The organism is Halotalea alkalilenta DSM 17697 (assembly GCF_000621205.1).
Taxonomy (GTDB): Bacteria; Pseudomonadota; Gammaproteobacteria; order Pseudomonadales; family Halomonadaceae; genus Halotalea; species Halotalea alkalilenta.
In genome coordinates, this window is record NZ_KK211233.1 from 135,045 (window position 1) to 148,536 (window position 13,492).

At 66.9% G+C, this 13,492-nt stretch carries 12 protein-coding genes and 1 tRNA gene; 11 read left to right on the forward strand and 2 right to left on the reverse strand.

Annotation, left to right across the window (positions count from 1 at the left end):
- The first annotated feature begins 196 nt into the window (after positions 1-196).
- A complete protein-coding gene (gene purL / locus Q376_RS0119195; protein WP_027351667.1) occupies positions 197-4,120 on the forward strand; it encodes a phosphoribosylformylglycinamidine synthase in 3,924 nt (1,307 codons plus the stop codon).
- Between the two features lie 90 nt (positions 4,121-4,210).
- Here the strand turns inward: purL and Q376_RS0119200 are convergent, their stop codons facing one another.
- Positions 4,211-4,504: a putative quinol monooxygenase gene (locus tag Q376_RS0119200; RefSeq protein ID WP_027351668.1), complete on the reverse strand. Its 294-nt coding sequence runs from the start codon at positions 4,502-4,504 to the stop codon at positions 4,211-4,213.
- Positions 4,505-4,578: 74 nt separating this feature from the next.
- The gene (locus Q376_RS0119205) at positions 4,579-4,992 is read right to left on the reverse strand and encodes a hypothetical protein (protein ID WP_027351669.1); all 414 of its coding nucleotides are present in this window, start codon (positions 4,990-4,992) and stop codon (positions 4,579-4,581) included.
- A gap of 75 nt (positions 4,993-5,067) precedes the next feature.
- On the opposite strand from Q376_RS0119205, the gene radD reads away from it, so the two are divergent.
- From radD to Q376_RS0119250, 10 genes are all read left to right on the forward strand, one after another.
- On the forward strand, positions 5,068-6,888 hold the full coding sequence (gene radD / locus Q376_RS0119210) for a DNA repair helicase RadD (RefSeq protein ID WP_027351670.1): 1,821 nt from the start codon (positions 5,068-5,070) through the stop codon (positions 6,886-6,888).
- 213 nt (positions 6,889-7,101) lie between these two features.
- On the forward strand, positions 7,102-7,179 hold the full coding sequence (gene pqqA / locus Q376_RS25675) for a pyrroloquinoline quinone precursor peptide PqqA (RefSeq protein ID WP_081803665.1): 78 nt from the start codon (positions 7,102-7,104) through the stop codon (positions 7,177-7,179).
- A gap of 14 nt (positions 7,180-7,193) precedes the next feature.
- Positions 7,194-8,123, forward strand: coding sequence for a pyrroloquinoline quinone biosynthesis protein PqqB (pqqB, locus tag Q376_RS0119215; RefSeq protein WP_245599002.1), 930 nt, complete (start codon positions 7,194-7,196; stop codon positions 8,121-8,123).
- Between the two features lie 102 nt (positions 8,124-8,225).
- Positions 8,226-8,990 (forward strand): pyrroloquinoline-quinone synthase PqqC, encoded by a 765-nt coding sequence (pqqC, locus tag Q376_RS0119220; RefSeq protein WP_052365546.1) that lies wholly within the window; start codon positions 8,226-8,228, stop codon positions 8,988-8,990.
- The gene (pqqD, locus tag Q376_RS0119225; RefSeq protein ID WP_027351673.1) at positions 8,987-9,262 is read left to right on the forward strand and encodes a pyrroloquinoline quinone biosynthesis peptide chaperone PqqD; all 276 of its coding nucleotides are present in this window, start codon (positions 8,987-8,989) and stop codon (positions 9,260-9,262) included. The genes pqqC and pqqD overlap by 4 nt, the downstream gene beginning before the upstream one ends.
- Before the next feature lie 13 nt (positions 9,263-9,275).
- Entirely contained in the window at positions 9,276-10,397 is a 1,122-nt protein-coding gene (gene pqqE / locus Q376_RS0119230) for a pyrroloquinoline quinone biosynthesis protein PqqE (RefSeq protein WP_027351674.1), read from the forward strand.
- 135 nt (positions 10,398-10,532) lie between these two features.
- Positions 10,533-11,456 (forward strand): segregation and condensation protein A, encoded by a 924-nt coding sequence (locus Q376_RS0119235; RefSeq protein WP_027351675.1) that lies wholly within the window; start codon positions 10,533-10,535, stop codon positions 11,454-11,456.
- Entirely contained in the window at positions 11,453-12,295 is an 843-nt protein-coding gene (gene scpB / locus Q376_RS23595; protein ID WP_043448858.1) for an SMC-Scp complex subunit ScpB, read from the forward strand. Before Q376_RS0119235 ends, scpB begins: the two co-directional genes overlap by 4 nt.
- Positions 12,288-13,316 carry a 23S rRNA pseudouridine(2605) synthase RluB gene (gene rluB, locus Q376_RS23600; protein WP_081803659.1) on the forward strand — a complete coding sequence of 343 codons (1,029 nt, stop codon included), beginning with the start codon at positions 12,288-12,290 and terminating at the stop codon, positions 13,314-13,316. The genes scpB and rluB overlap by 8 nt, the downstream gene beginning before the upstream one ends.
- Positions 13,317-13,415: 99 nt before the next feature.
- A tRNA-Lys gene (locus Q376_RS0119250) sits at positions 13,416-13,491 on the forward strand.
- Position 13,492: the final 1 nt, after the last annotated feature.

Here is a 13,492-nt window from a genome sequence, read left to right on the forward strand (position 1 = left end):
TGCGCCCCGCGCATTGTATACGAGCGTGGCATTCGAGTGTGCCCGCCGAGCACGCCGCGCCTTCGCCTCGAAGGGGCTTTCCAGTATCATTGGCGCTCCCCGCAGGACACCGGTCCCAGCGAAGGCCGCCATTTCCACCGGCGCCATCGCGACCACGGTCCTCGTTCGTTTCGCCATCTCTAGAGGCTGCGTCGCCATGCTCGAACTGCGAGGTGCGAGTGCACTTTCTGCGTTCCGTCACGCCAAACTGCTCGATCGCCTGCGCCAAGCGGCGCCGGACATCGAGGCGCTGTTCGCCCATTACATCTACTTCGTCGATCTGCATGGCGAGCTGGATGCGCTGAGCCGTGCGCGGCTTGCCGAGCTGCTGGGGGCCAGCGATGAGCGTGCCGCCGCTGGAGAAGGCGCGCTCTACCTGGTGGTGCCGCGCCTCGGCACGCTGTCGCCTTGGTCGTCGAAGGCCAGTGAGATCGTGCGCAACTGCGGTCTCGACGGCGTGGCGCGGGTCGAGCGGGGCATCGCCTACCGGGTTTCCACCCGCAGCCTGCCGAGTGCCGAGCAGTCGCAGGCGATCGCCGCGGTGCTGCACGACCGCATGACCCAGACGGTGCTGTTCGACTCGAGCGACGCGGCCAAGCTGTTCGAACAGCACGTGCCGCGGCCGCTCGCCGAGGTCGAGGTGATCGAGCAGGGGCGCGCGGCGCTCGAGCAGGCCAACAAGCGCCTCGGGCTGGCGCTGGCCGATGACGAGATCGACTATCTGGTCGAGGCCTTCCAGGGGCTCGGACGCAACCCGACCGACGTCGAACTGATGATGTTCGCCCAGGCCAACTCCGAACACTGCCGGCACAAGATCTTCAATGCCGACTGGACGATCGACGGCGCGCCCCAGCCGCGCTCGCTGTTCAAGATGATCCGCAACACCCATGAGCGCTCCCCCGAGGGGGTGCTGTCGGCCTACAGCGACAACGCGGCGATCATCCAAGGGCCCGAGGCCGGACGCTTCTTCCCCGATCCAGAGAGCCGGGTCTACGGCGCGCATCCAGAGGCCGTGCACATCCTGATGAAGGTGGAGACCCACAACCACCCGACCGCGATCGCTCCCTATCCGGGGGCGGCGACCGGTGCCGGTGGCGAGATCCGTGACGAGGGCGCCACCGGGATCGGCGGCAAACCGAAGGCGGGGCTGACCGGTTTCAGCGTTTCCAACCTGCGCATCCCCGACTTCGTCCAGCCCTGGGAAACGCACGACTACGGGCGCCCGGAGCGGATCAAGAGCGCGCTCGATATCATGATCGAGGGGCCGATCGGCGGGGCCGCGTTCAACAATGAATTCGGCCGTCCCAATCTGGCCGGCTACTTCCGTACTCTCGAGATCGATGCGGTGGGCGCCAACGGTATCGAGCGGCGCGGCTACCACAAGCCGATCATGATCGCCGGCGGCTACGGTAACGTCCGCCCCGGGCACGTCGACAAGCGCGAGATTCCGGTGGGCGCCAAGCTGATCGTCCTCGGTGGGCCGGCGATGCTGATCGGGCTGGGCGGTGGCGCCGCCTCTTCGGTCGCCTCCGGCGGTTCCGAAGCGGCGCTCGACTTCGCCTCGGTGCAGCGCGACAACGCCGAGATGGAGCGCCGCGCCCAGGAGGCGATCGACCGCTGCTGGGCGCTGGGTGAGGACAATCCGATCCGCTTCATCCACGACGTCGGCGCGGGTGGACTCTCCAACGCCCTGCCCGAGCTGGTCAAGGACGGTGGGCGCGGTGGACTGTTCGACCTGGCCGCGGTACCCAGCGCCGAGCCGGGGATGAGCCCGCTCGAGCTTTGGTGCAACGAGTCCCAGGAGCGCTACGTACTGGCGGTGGCGGCGGACGATCTCGCGCGCTTCGATGCGATCTGCGCCCGCGAGCGTGCGCCCTATGCGGTGGTCGGCGAGGCGCTCGAGGCACACACGCTGACCGTGCGTGACGGTCGTATCGAGCGGGCCGGGGCGAGCGAGCGCGCGCCGATCGACCTGCCGATGAGCGTACTGTTCGGCAAGCCGCCGAAGATGTCGCGCAGCTTCGAGCGCCAGTCGCTCGAGCTGCCGGGGGTGGACCTGGAGAATCTCGATCTGCGCGAGGCGTTCGAGCGCGTGCTCAGGCTGCCCGCGGTGGCGTCCAAGAGCTTTTTGATCACCATCGGCGACCGCTCGATCACAGGCATGGTCGCCCGCGACCAGATGGTCGGCCCCTGGCAGGTACCAGTGGCGGACTGCGCGGTCACCACCAGTGCCTTCGACACCCATGCGGGCGAGGCGATGGCGATGGGCGAGCGCACGCCGAGCGCGATGATCGACGCCGCCGCCTCGGCGCGCATGGCGGTCGCCGAGACGATCACCAACCTCGCCGCCGCGCGGATTGGCAAGATCCAGGACATCAAGCTGTCGGCCAACTGGATGAGCGCCGCCGATCATCCTGGCGAGAACCAGGCGCTGTTCGATGCCGTCCACGCGGTCGGTATGGAGCTCTGCCCGGCGCTCGGCATCGCGATCCCGGTGGGCAAGGACTCGATGTCGATGCGCACGGTGTGGCGCGACGAAGAAGAAAACCGCGATAAATCGGTCACCGCGCCGCTGTCGCTGATCGTCTCCGGCTTCGCCCCGGTACTCGATGCGATGGCCACGCTCACCCCGGAGCTTGCGCGTGACGAACCCAGCGTGCTGCTGCTGATCGATCTTGGCCGAGGGCGCCAGCGCCTCGGCGGCTCGGCGCTGGCGCAGGTATACGGTCAGGTGGGCAGCGAGTGTCCCGATCTCGACTCGAGCGACGATCTCGCCGCGTTCTTCGCCGCCATCCAGGCGCTCAACGCCGAGGGCAGGCTGCTCGCTTACCACGACCGCAGCGACGGTGGACTGGCGGTGACGCTTGCCGAGATGGCCTTCGCTGGCCGCCTCGGCCTCGAGGTCGCGCTCGATTCGATCGTCGAAGAGCCCCACGGGGTCGCGGCGGCGCTGTTCAACGAAGAGCCGGGGGCGGTGATCCAGGTGCGCGCCGACGATCTCGAAGCGGTGCAGGCTCGCTTGGTCGAGGCAGGGCTCGGGGATGCTTGTCACCCGATCGCGCTGCCGCGCGACGACGACCGGCTGAGCTTCACCCTGTTCGGCGAAGCGCTGCTCGAGCTGCCGCGTGCCGTAGGGCAGCGGATCTGGGCCGAGACCAGCTATCGCATCCAGGCGCTGCGTGACAATCCCGAATGCGCGCAGCAGGAATTCGATGCGCTGCTCGACGAGCGCGATCCTGGGCTCAATGCGAGCCTCGGCTTCGACGTCGACGAGGATATCGCCGCGCCCTATCTCGGCCTGGCTACCCGGCCGAGGGTCGCGATCCTGCGCGAGCAGGGCGTCAACGGCCAGCTCGAGATGGCGGCCTGCTTCGATCACGCCGGCTTCGAGGCCGTCGACGTGCACATGTCCGATCTGCTCGAAGGTCGCATCAGCCTTGAAGAGTTCAAGGGTCTGGTCGCCTGCGGCGGTTTCTCCTACGGCGACGTGCTCGGCGCCGGCGGCGGCTGGGCCAAGTCGATCCTCTATCACGGGCAGGTGCGCGATCAGTTCGCCAGCTTCTTCGAGCGTGCCGACAGCTTCTCGCTCGGGGTCTGCAACGGTTGCCAGATGCTCTCCCAGCTCTCCGAGCTGATTCCCGGCGCCGAGCAGTGGCCGCGCTTCGTGCGCAACCGGTCGGAGCAGTTCGAGGCGCGTGTATCGATGGTCCAGGTAGAGAAATCCCCAGCGGTGCTGCTCGCCGGCATGGAAGGCTCGCGCATGCCGATCGCGGTCGCCCACGGTGAAGGCCTGGCCCAGTTCCGTGATGATGGCCACCTGCGCTCGATCCAGAGCCATGGGCAGGTCGCGCTGCGCTACGTCGATAACCTCGGCAGCGCCACCACTCGCTATCCGGCCAACCCCAACGGCTCTCCCTCCGGGATCACCGGGCTGACCACGCCTGACGGCCGGGTGCTGATCATGATGCCTCACCCCGAGCGCGTCGCCCGTGCGGTCACCAACTCATGGCGCCCGCGCGAGTGGCGCCGGGACGGCGCTTGGATGCGGATCTTCCGTAACGCACGGCGCTTCGTCGACTGATCCCGCTGCTCCATTCAAGCGTCGATAAAGAGCCGGGAGCGCGACAGCGCTCCCGGCTCTTCGCTTCATTCGCCTTGCCTGGTCGCGCTCTCAGGTATGAAAGAAATGCACCCGCTTGTCGGTGACCATCGACTCGCTGCCGTCGCGGAAGGGGATGTAGTGGGGCATCTGGAGGTGGGACTCGAACGCTGCGCGGTCATCGTAGACCTCGTGGAGCACCACCAGGTTGGGGTCCTCCTCACTGATCAGCAGGTCGAACTGGTGACAGCCGGGCTCATTGGCTACCGAGGCGCGAGCGTCCTCCCGGGCGAGTTCGAGGAAGCGTTCGCGATCCTGCGGTTTGAGATCGAACTCAGCGATGACGACGAATCGGGATGCACTCATGCGTTGGACTCCTGAGAATGATCTTGAACAGGAGTCTCACTCTAGCAGCCCGTCGCGCACCGCGCAGCGATCGATCAGTGCAGTCGCGGTGCGGCGCCGGGACCGAGCTCGCTGTGCAGCTCGGCGGTGGCGCTGTTGATCAGTTCGATCATGCCCGGCACCATCGAAGCGCCTAGCTCCGGGGTCTCGACGAACTGCTCGACGCTGACGTGGATCGCATCGTTTTGCAACAGCAGCTTCACCGCCTTTAGTCGATTCATCACCCGATTGGCGGCCTCGAGCACCCCGCTTCGCATCGTATGGGTATCCAGCGGCCAAGCGTGGGGAAGCATCAGCTGGAAGAAGGTCGACTCGTCCTCGGCCACCACCAGGACGTAGTCGAGCCCATCCCGGCTGATCCGCAATGCGTTGGTGTCGACCGCTACGGCGTCGATGCCGGCACCTTCCATGGCTTCCAGATAGTGTTCGAGCGCTGGATTGGGTTGCATCGTCTCTCCCCGTTAATATGGCCTCCCATTATAGTCCCGCCTGCCAGCGCGGGAAGCCGACCGACCGGAGCATCGATGAGCCTTCCTTCGTCACCCCCGGTGCTGCGCCCCTACCAGCGCGAGGCCGTGGCTCGCGCGGTGGCGCACTTTCGCGCCGTCGATGATCCCGCCGTGGTGGTGCTGCCCACCGGCAGCGGTAAGTCGCTGGTGATCGCCGAGCTCGCTCGGCTCGCGCGTGGCCGGGTGCTGGTGCTGGCCCATGTGCGCGAGCTGGTCGAGCAGAACCACGCCAAGTATCTTGCCTATGGGCTCGAGGCCGACATCTACAGCGCCGGACTCAAGCGTAAGGAGAATGCGCGCCAGGTGGTGTTCGCTTCGGTCCAGTCGGTGGTCAATGGGGTCGATGCGTTCGCTTCGGGCGATTTCACCCTGCTGGTGATCGACGAATGCCACCGGGTCGAGATGCGCGATCTCGAACGCGCGCGCGCCAACAAGCCGGCGAGCTACCAGCGGGTGATCGAAGCGCTGCGCGGGGCCAATCCCAGGCTCAAGGTGCTCGGCCTCACCGCGACGCCGTTCCGCCTCGGCCAGGGGTTCATCTATCACCGTCACTACCACGGCATGGTGCGCGGTGACGAGCGCGCGTTCTTCCGCGACTGCGTGTTCGAACTGCCGCTGCGCTGGATGGTTCGCCAAGGGTATCTCTGCGAGCCGAAGCGGATCGACGCGGCGATCGAGGGCTATGACTTCTCCCGGCTGATGCCGGAAGAGCATGGCCGTTTCCGCGAGCCGGAGCTCGATCGGGTGGTGCGCGGCCATCGCGCGACGCCGGGAATCGTCGGCGAGGTGGTGGCTCGCGCGGCGGATCGCCAGGGGGTGATGCTGTTCGCCGCCAGCGTCGATCACGCCAAGGAGATACTCGCCCTGCTGCCCGAGGGCGAGGCGGCGCTGGTCACCGGCGATACCGAAGCCTCGATGCGCGCGGCGTCGATCCAAGCGTTCAAGGCGCGCGCGCTCAAGTACCTGGTCAATGTCTCGGTACTGACCACCGGGTTCGATGCGCCCCATGTCGATCTGATCGCGATTCTGCGCCCGACCGAATCGGTCGGGCTCTATCAGCAGATCGTCGGACGTGGCCTGCGTCTGGCTCCCGGCAAGCGCGACTGCCTGATCCTCGATTACGCCGGCAATCCTTGGGATCTCTACGCGCCGGAGGTCAACGATCCGCGCCCCGCCGCCGATACCGAGCCGGTTCAGGTGGCATGTCCCGCGTGCGGTTGGGCCAACCTGTTCTGGGGCCGGCGCGATGGCGAACTGGTGGTGGAGCATTTCGGCCGACGCTGCCAGGGCTTGGTCGAGGACGCCCAGGGCAGACGCTCGCAGTGCGACTTTCGCTTTCGCTACAAGAGCTGCCCTCACTGCGACGGTGAGAACGATATCGCCGCCAGGCGCTGTGGCCACTGCGACGGTGTGCTGGTCGACGCCGACGACAAGCTCAAGGCGGCGCTCGGGCTGCGCGACGCCAAGGTGTTGAGGGTGGCGTTGATGCGCATCGAGCAGAGCGTCAACGGCCGCGGCGCGGCGCGCCTCAGGATTGGCTACTTCGACGAGGAGGGCGAGAGCGTGGTCGAGTGGTTCGCCCTCGATACCCAGGCGCAGCGCTATGCCTTCCAGCGCGTGTTCATCGAGCGCCATCTCGCCGCGCCAGGGAGCGGCTGGCAGCCGCAAGGGATCGACGAGGTGATCGCCGGCCGGCATCGGCTGCGTGCGCCGGATTTCGTCATCGCTCGCCGTACGGGGCGCTACTGGCAGCTGCGCGAGAAAATCTTCGACTACGCTATGCAGGGTGGGCGCCGGCGCCTTGCGGAAAGCGCCGGCGCCGAGCGGGTGATGTAGCGAACGAATGGGAGAGCGTCGAAAAACGAAACCTTGTAGATGCGACTTGTTGTCGATAGCGCAGGCTGGTAACTTTCTTACGCTTATCGCCAGTCTGCCCCTTCGGGCATCGCGCTTGGGATCCTGAGCTTGGTTAAGCTCCAGCATAGTGCGGTGTGCCACTTTAGGTAGTCGGGTACCCGTCCTTAACCTTCCCCCTCGAGGAGAGCCGAGATGAAATGGCACGCCCCCAAGATCGAAGAAATCTGCATCGCCCTTGAAATCAACGATTACCTGCCGGCCGAATTTTGAGCCAAGGTCTGTCGTTGGGCACCGCGGACGGGTCTTCCCCGTCCGCTTTGCGTTTGTTGGTGCTGGGCGCCGCCGCTGGCGGCGGTGCGCCGCAGTGGAACTGCCGCTGCTCGGTTTGCGCGCGGGCATGGCGCGGTGACGCCGAGGTCGTGCCGCGCACCCAGGCATCTATCGCCGTCTCGCTCGACGGCGAACGCTGGACGCTGATCGACTGTGCCCCCGAGGTGCTCGCCCAGATTCAGCGTAACCCAGAACTCCATCCGCGCGGCCCGCGCCATTCGCCGATCGAAGCGGTGGTGCTGACCGGCGGCGATATCGACCATATCGCCGGGCTCTTGAGCCTGCGCGAAGGCACGCCCTTCACGCTCTATGCCAGCGGAGAGCTACAGCGCACGCTGGCCGACAACCGTGTGTTCGATGTGCTGCGTCCAGAGGTGGTGACTCGCACCGCGCTGGAGCTCGACACCTGGCTGATTTTGCCGGGCGGTGTCGAGGCCAGGGTCTTCGCGGTGCCTGGCAAAGCGGCGCTCTACCAGCCCGGTGAGGGCGAGGGGATCGGCGCCGAGGGCGAGACCACGGTCGGCATCGAGCTGTGTCACGCAGGCCGCAGGCTCTACTACGTGCCCGGCTGCGCACGCTTGTCCCCGGCGCTGGCCGCCCGCCTCGAGGGCGCCGACGTGGTACTGTTCGACGGCACCCTGTGGCGCGACGACGAGCTGATCCGCGAAGGGCTCGGCCACAAGACCGGCGCGCGAATGGGCCACCTGTCGATGTCGGGCCCGGATGGCTCGATCGCCGCGCTCGCACCGCTCGGCATCCGCCGCAAGGTGTTCGTGCACATCAACAACAGCAATCCGGTATTGGTCGAGCACGGCGCCGAGCGTCGCGAGGCCGAGCGTGCCGGCTGGGAAATCGCCTTCGATGGCATGCAGATCGTTCTCTGAAGGCCCGCCCGCCATCGTAGCCCTCTTCGTCGCAAGGTTTTTCGCATCTAGCGCCGCTTTTCGCCCCGGGATGGGGCGAAGGCAAGAACATGAGCCAAGAGCATGAGCCAAGAATTCGAGCCAAGAGACATCCGCTCCCCGCTCAGCGCCGATCAGCTCGAGGTCGAGCTGCGCGCGATCGGCGAGGCGCGCTATCACCACCGCCACCCGTTCCAGCTCGCGCTGCAAAACGGTGAATTGAGCAAGGCGCAGGTCCAGGCATGGGCGCTGAATCGCTACTACTACCAGTCGATGATCCCGATAAAGGATGCAAGCCTGATGGCGCGCCTGCATGATCCCGAGCTTCGCCGTGAATGGCGCCAGCGGATCATCGACCACGATGGCCATGGTCCTGGCGAGGGCGGTATCCAGCGCTGGCTGGCGCTCACCGACGGCCTCGGGCTCGATCGCGAAATGGTGGTCTCGACCGGTAAGATCCTGCCGGCCACCCGTTTCGCGGTGGAGGCCTACGTGCATTTCGTCCGCGAGCGCCCGCTGGTGGAGGCGATCGCTTCGTCGTTGACCGAGCTGTTCTCACCGCTGGTGATCAATACCCGGGTCTCGGGCATGCTCGCTCACTACGACTTCGTCTCCGAGCAGACCCTGGCCTACTTCAAGCCGAGGATGACCCAGGCGCCGCGCGATGCCGACTTCGCCCTCGACTACGTCAAGCGCCATGCGCTCAGGGTCGACCAGCAGCAGGGCGTGCTGGCGGCGCTCCGGTTCAAGTGCGATGTGCTTTGGAGCATGCTCGACGCGCTCGACTACGCCTATGTCGCGCCGCGGCGGATTCCGCCCGGCGCCTTCGATCCCGAGGTGGACGGATGAGCGATCTGACCAGGACCCCGCAGCTGATCCGCGGGGTGCGGATGCGCGAGGATCCGGCGCGCGGTGGCTGGGTGCTGCTCGCTCCCGAGCGGGTGTTCAAGCTCGACGAGATCGGCCGCGAGATTCTCTCCAGGGTCGATGGCGAGCGCAGCCTGGAAACCATCGTCGCTTCGCTTGCCGCCGCCTTCGAGGCCGAGCCCGAGCGGATCGCGGCCGATGTGGTCGCCTTCCTCGATGGACTCGCCGAGCGCCAGGTGCTCGCGTTTCGCTGATGGAGGGTCGCTGATGGGCATCCAGACCGATCCGCGGCTGGCTTTCGCCGAGGCGGGTTCTCCCGTACCGATGGGGATGCTCTGCGAGCTGACCCACCGCTGCCCGCTGCAGTGCCCTTACTGCTCCAATCCGCTCGAGCTCGAGCGCAAGAGCGCCGAGCTGGATGTCGAGGCCTGGTGCCGGGTGTTTCGTGAGGCCGCGGCGCTCGGCGTGCTCCAGGTGCATCTTTCCGGCGGCGAGCCGGCGGCGCGTCGCGATCTCGAGCAGATCGTCGAGGGCTGCCGCGATGCGGGTCTCTACGCCAACCTGATCACCGCGGGGGTCAATATCGACCGCGCCCGGCTCGAGCGGCTCGAGGCCGCCGGGCTCGATCATGTCCAGCTGTCGTTCCAGGGCGCGGATGCCGAGACCACTGCGCTGGTCTCGCACATGAAGGATGCCCATTCGCGCAAGCGCGCCTTCGCTCGCGAAGTGGTCGATCTCGGCCTGCCGCTGACCATCAATGCGGTGATCCATCGCGCCAACATCGAGCAGATCGACGACTTCATCGCCCTGGCGCTGGAGTTTGGCGCCCGGCGCATCGAGATCGCCCATGCCCAGTACTACGGCTGGGCGCTGGCCAACCGCGCCGCGCTGATGCCGACCCGGGCGCAGACCGAGCGGGCGATCGCGCGGGTCGAGGCGGCGCGGGCAAGGCTCAAGGGCAGGCTGACCATCGACTCGGTGATTCCCGACTACCACGCCCGCTATCCCAAGGCGTGCATGAACGGCTGGGGGCGCCAGTCGATCAACGTCACCCCGGCCGGCAAGGTGCTGCCGTGCCACGCGGCGGAAACCATCCCCGGGCTCGAGTTCTGGAACGTGGCCGAGCACTCGCTTGGCGATATCTGGCGCGACTCGCCCGCGTTCGCCGCCTACCGCGGCACCTCTTGGATGAACGAGCGCTGCCGCAGCTGCGATCGCCGCGAGATAGACTGGGGCGGCTGCCGCTGCCAGGCGCTGGCGCTGACCGGCGACGCCTCCGAGACCGATCCGGTCTGCCAGCTCTCGCCCTACCACCAGCGGGTGCACCAGCTCGCGCAGGAGGAGAGCGTGCGGATCGTCGAGGGCTTTCGCTATCGGCGTCCCTCCTGAGCCGGCTCGTGGCTCTCGTTTCGACGCCGCGCTCGCACGTGGCCCTGGGACGATGGCGGGGTAGTTGATAGACTGCCTCCCTCGACGCCGCGCGCCGGCCGAGCGACTTCGCCGCCCACTCCGCCTGAGCCCTGCATGAGCCTCGACGCTTCCCCTCCCGCCGTTGAGCCCGCCTCCGTCGCCATCGATGGGGTGATCGCTCGGGTCGGCGGCGAGGAGCTCAAGGAGCTGCCGCAGGATCTCTACATTCCGCCGGAGGCGCTGAGGGTTTTCCTCGAGACGTTCGAGGGTCCCCTCGATCTGCTGCTCTACCTGATTCGTCGCCACAACCTCGATATCCTCGCGGTCAACGTTGCGGCGGTCACCCATCAGTACATCGAGTACGTCGAGATGATCGAGGCCAGCGGCATCGATCTTGCCGCCGAGTACTTGCTGATGGCCGCGATGCTCGCCGAGATCAAGTCGCGCAGCCTGCTGCCGCGGCCGCCCAAGGGGGCGGAGGGCGACGAGGCGGAGGAGGATCCGACTGCGCTGCTGCTCGAGCGGCTGCGTGCCTACGAGCAGCTCAAGATCGCCGCCGAGAACCTCGACGCGCTGCCCCGGCTCGGCCGCGACTGGTTCAGTACCAGCCCCGAGCCGCCGCCCTTGGAGCGCCGCGTGATACCACCGGCGGTCTCGCTCGATGAGCTGCTGCGGGCCCTCGGCGGACTGATGGCGCGCGCCGAGCTGGTCCAGAGCCACCAGATCAGCCGCGAGGCGCTGTCGACGCGGGAGCGGATGAGCGCGATCATGGCGCGACTGGGCGCCGAACGGTTCACGCCCTTCGAGGCACTGTTCACGCTCGATGAGGGCAAGCCGGGCGTGGTGGTGACGTTCATGGCGATTCTCGAGCTCGCCAAGGAGCATCTGATCGAGATCGTCCAGAATTCGCCGCTGTCGCCGATCCATCTGCGTGCCCGCGAGGCCAGCGGCGAGGAGCCTGAGGAGTCGGCGTTCGAGGACGATGAAGGCGAGAGCGCCTTCATCGACACCCCACCACCCGCGGGAGATGCGACTTGAGTGGCGAAACCTTGCCCCTCGACAGAATTCTCGAAGGCGTGCTGCTGGCAAGCTCGACGCCGCTCGCGCTCGACCGGCTGGAGCTTTTGTTCGATGAACGCGAGCGGCCGAGCCGGGGGGAGCTTCGCGCAGCGCTCGGCGTACTCGAGCGGCGTTTGGCCGGTTCGGCGCTGACCCTGCTCGAGAGCGCCTCGGGTTTTCGCCTATGCATCGAGGCCGAGCTCTCCCCTTGGGTCTCGCGACTGTGGGAAGAACGGCCGCAGCGCTACTCGCGGGCGCTGCTCGAGACCCTGGCGCTGATCGTCTACCGCCAGCCGGTGACGCGCGGCGATATCGAGGAGGTGCGCGGGGTGACGATCAGCGCCTCGATCATGCGCACGCTGCTCGAGCGTGGCTGGATCAGGGTGATCGGCCATCGCGACGTACCGGGGCGCCCTGCGGTGTATGCCAGTACGCGTACGTTCCTCGATGATTTCGGGCTCAAGACCCTCGACGAGCTGCCGCCGATGAGCGAGCTCGCCGAGCGATTCGGCGACGAGCCGGACCTGTTCGAAGAGGAAGACAGCGCTGCCCGGGCCGCCCGCGAGGCGACGGCATCGCTGCTCCTGGCCGCCGATCTAGGCGGCCAGGAAGATGAAGACGAGGATGAAGAGAGCGTGCGCCGCGCGCTCGAAGATCCGCTACCCCAGGTGTCCACGCTCGATTTCGGCCGGCTCAATGAGCGGCTCGACGAGCGTGTGCGCCAGCGCGAGCAGCGGCGAGGGCAGGAAAGCGCCTCGTCCAGCGAGCGCGACACTAGTGAAGCAAGTGACGACGAGAGGTCGTTCGACGATGAGTAATCAGCAAACCGGCAGCGAGAAGCTGCAAAAGGTTCTCGCCCGCGCAGGATTGGGTTCGCGTCGCGAGATGGAGACGGTGATCGCCGCTGGCCGAGTCAGCGTCAATGGCGCGGTGGCCAGCCTGGGCGACCGGATCGAACCAAGCGATCGGGTCACCTTCGATGGCCGTCCGGTGGTCCTGCGCAGCAATGAAGAGACCCCGCGCCGGGTGATCATGTACAACAAGCCCGAAGGCGAGCTCTGTACCCGCAAGGACCCGGAGGGGAGGCGCACGGTGTTCGATCGCCTGCCACGGCTCAAGGGCGAGCGCTGGATCGCGATCGGGCGCCTCGACATCAACACCAGCGGGCTCTTGCTCTTCACCACCGATGGCGAGCTGGCCAATCGCCTGATGCATCCCTCGACCCAGGTGGAGCGTGAATACGCGGTGCGAGTGATGGGCGAGCCGAAGATCGAGCAGATCAGGGCGATGGTCGAGGGGGTGATGCTCGACGACGGCCCGGCGCGCTTCACCGACGTCCAGGAGTTCGGCGGCGAGGGGATCAATACTTGGTTCCACGTGGTGATCCTCGAAGGACGCAACCGCGAGGTGCGCAGGCTGTGGGAGTCCCAGGGGCTGACCGTCAGCCGGCTCAAGCGGGTGCGCTATGGCAACGTATTCCTCGACAAGCGCGCCAAGGCGGGAGAGTGGAGCGAGCTGACCCAGGAGGAGATCGACGAACTTGCCACCCTGGCCGGACTGCCGCTGCGCCGTGCGCCGGATCTCACCCCGGACGAGAAGAATCGCTGGAACCGAGACAAGAACAAGCGTCGCCCGGTTCGCGCCCTGCGCGAGCCCAAGGATAAGGAGAAGGAAGCGCGCGTTGCCACCGTCGATCGCCGCGAGGCGCGTCGCTATGGCCGCGAGGACACCACCACCGAGCGTCGCGGGCGGCGTGACGACGGCGCCCGCCAGACGCGCCGCGACGACGATGCGCCGCGCGGGCGCAAGGGGGTCGTGCCCTCCAGTCGGCGTCGCTGAACGCGTCGCCGCGGGGCGTGTCTGGTGAATAAACACTAAGTCATACCAAAGACTTGCATCGAGAAGGGGCGGCGAGTAAGATTCCCGCCCGTCGAGCATGGGTCGTTAGCTCAGTTGGTAGAGCAGTTGGCTTTTAACCAATTGGTCGTAGGTTCGAATCCTACACGACCCACCAT

Bases quoted from the DNA above. Each gene is read 5' to 3' on its own strand.
- pqqC (WP_052365546.1), top strand. From the start codon at position 8,226: ATGAGCCAAGAATTCGAGCCAAGAGACATCCGCTCCCCGCTCAGCGCC.
- Q376_RS0119205 (WP_027351669.1), bottom strand. From the start codon at position 4,992: ATGCAACCCAATCCAGCGCTCGAACACTATCTGGAAGCCATGGAAGGT.
- Q376_RS0119200 (WP_027351668.1), bottom strand. From the start codon at position 4,504: ATGAGTGCATCCCGATTCGTCGTCATCGCTGAGTTCGATCTCAAACCG.
- radD (WP_027351670.1), top strand. From the start codon at position 5,068: ATGAGCCTTCCTTCGTCACCCCCGGTGCTGCGCCCCTACCAGCGCGAG.
- pqqA (WP_081803665.1), top strand. From the start codon at position 7,102: ATGAAATGGCACGCCCCCAAGATCGAAGAAATCTGCATCGCCCTTGAA.
- purL (WP_027351667.1), top strand. From the start codon at position 197: ATGCTCGAACTGCGAGGTGCGAGTGCACTTTCTGCGTTCCGTCACGCC.
- Q376_RS0119235 (WP_027351675.1), top strand. From the start codon at position 10,533: ATGAGCCTCGACGCTTCCCCTCCCGCCGTTGAGCCCGCCTCCGTCGCC.
- rluB (WP_081803659.1), top strand. From the start codon at position 12,288: ATGAGTAATCAGCAAACCGGCAGCGAGAAGCTGCAAAAGGTTCTCGCC.
- pqqD (WP_027351673.1), top strand. From the start codon at position 8,987: ATGAGCGATCTGACCAGGACCCCGCAGCTGATCCGCGGGGTGCGGATG.
- pqqE (WP_027351674.1), top strand. From the start codon at position 9,276: ATGGGCATCCAGACCGATCCGCGGCTGGCTTTCGCCGAGGCGGGTTCT.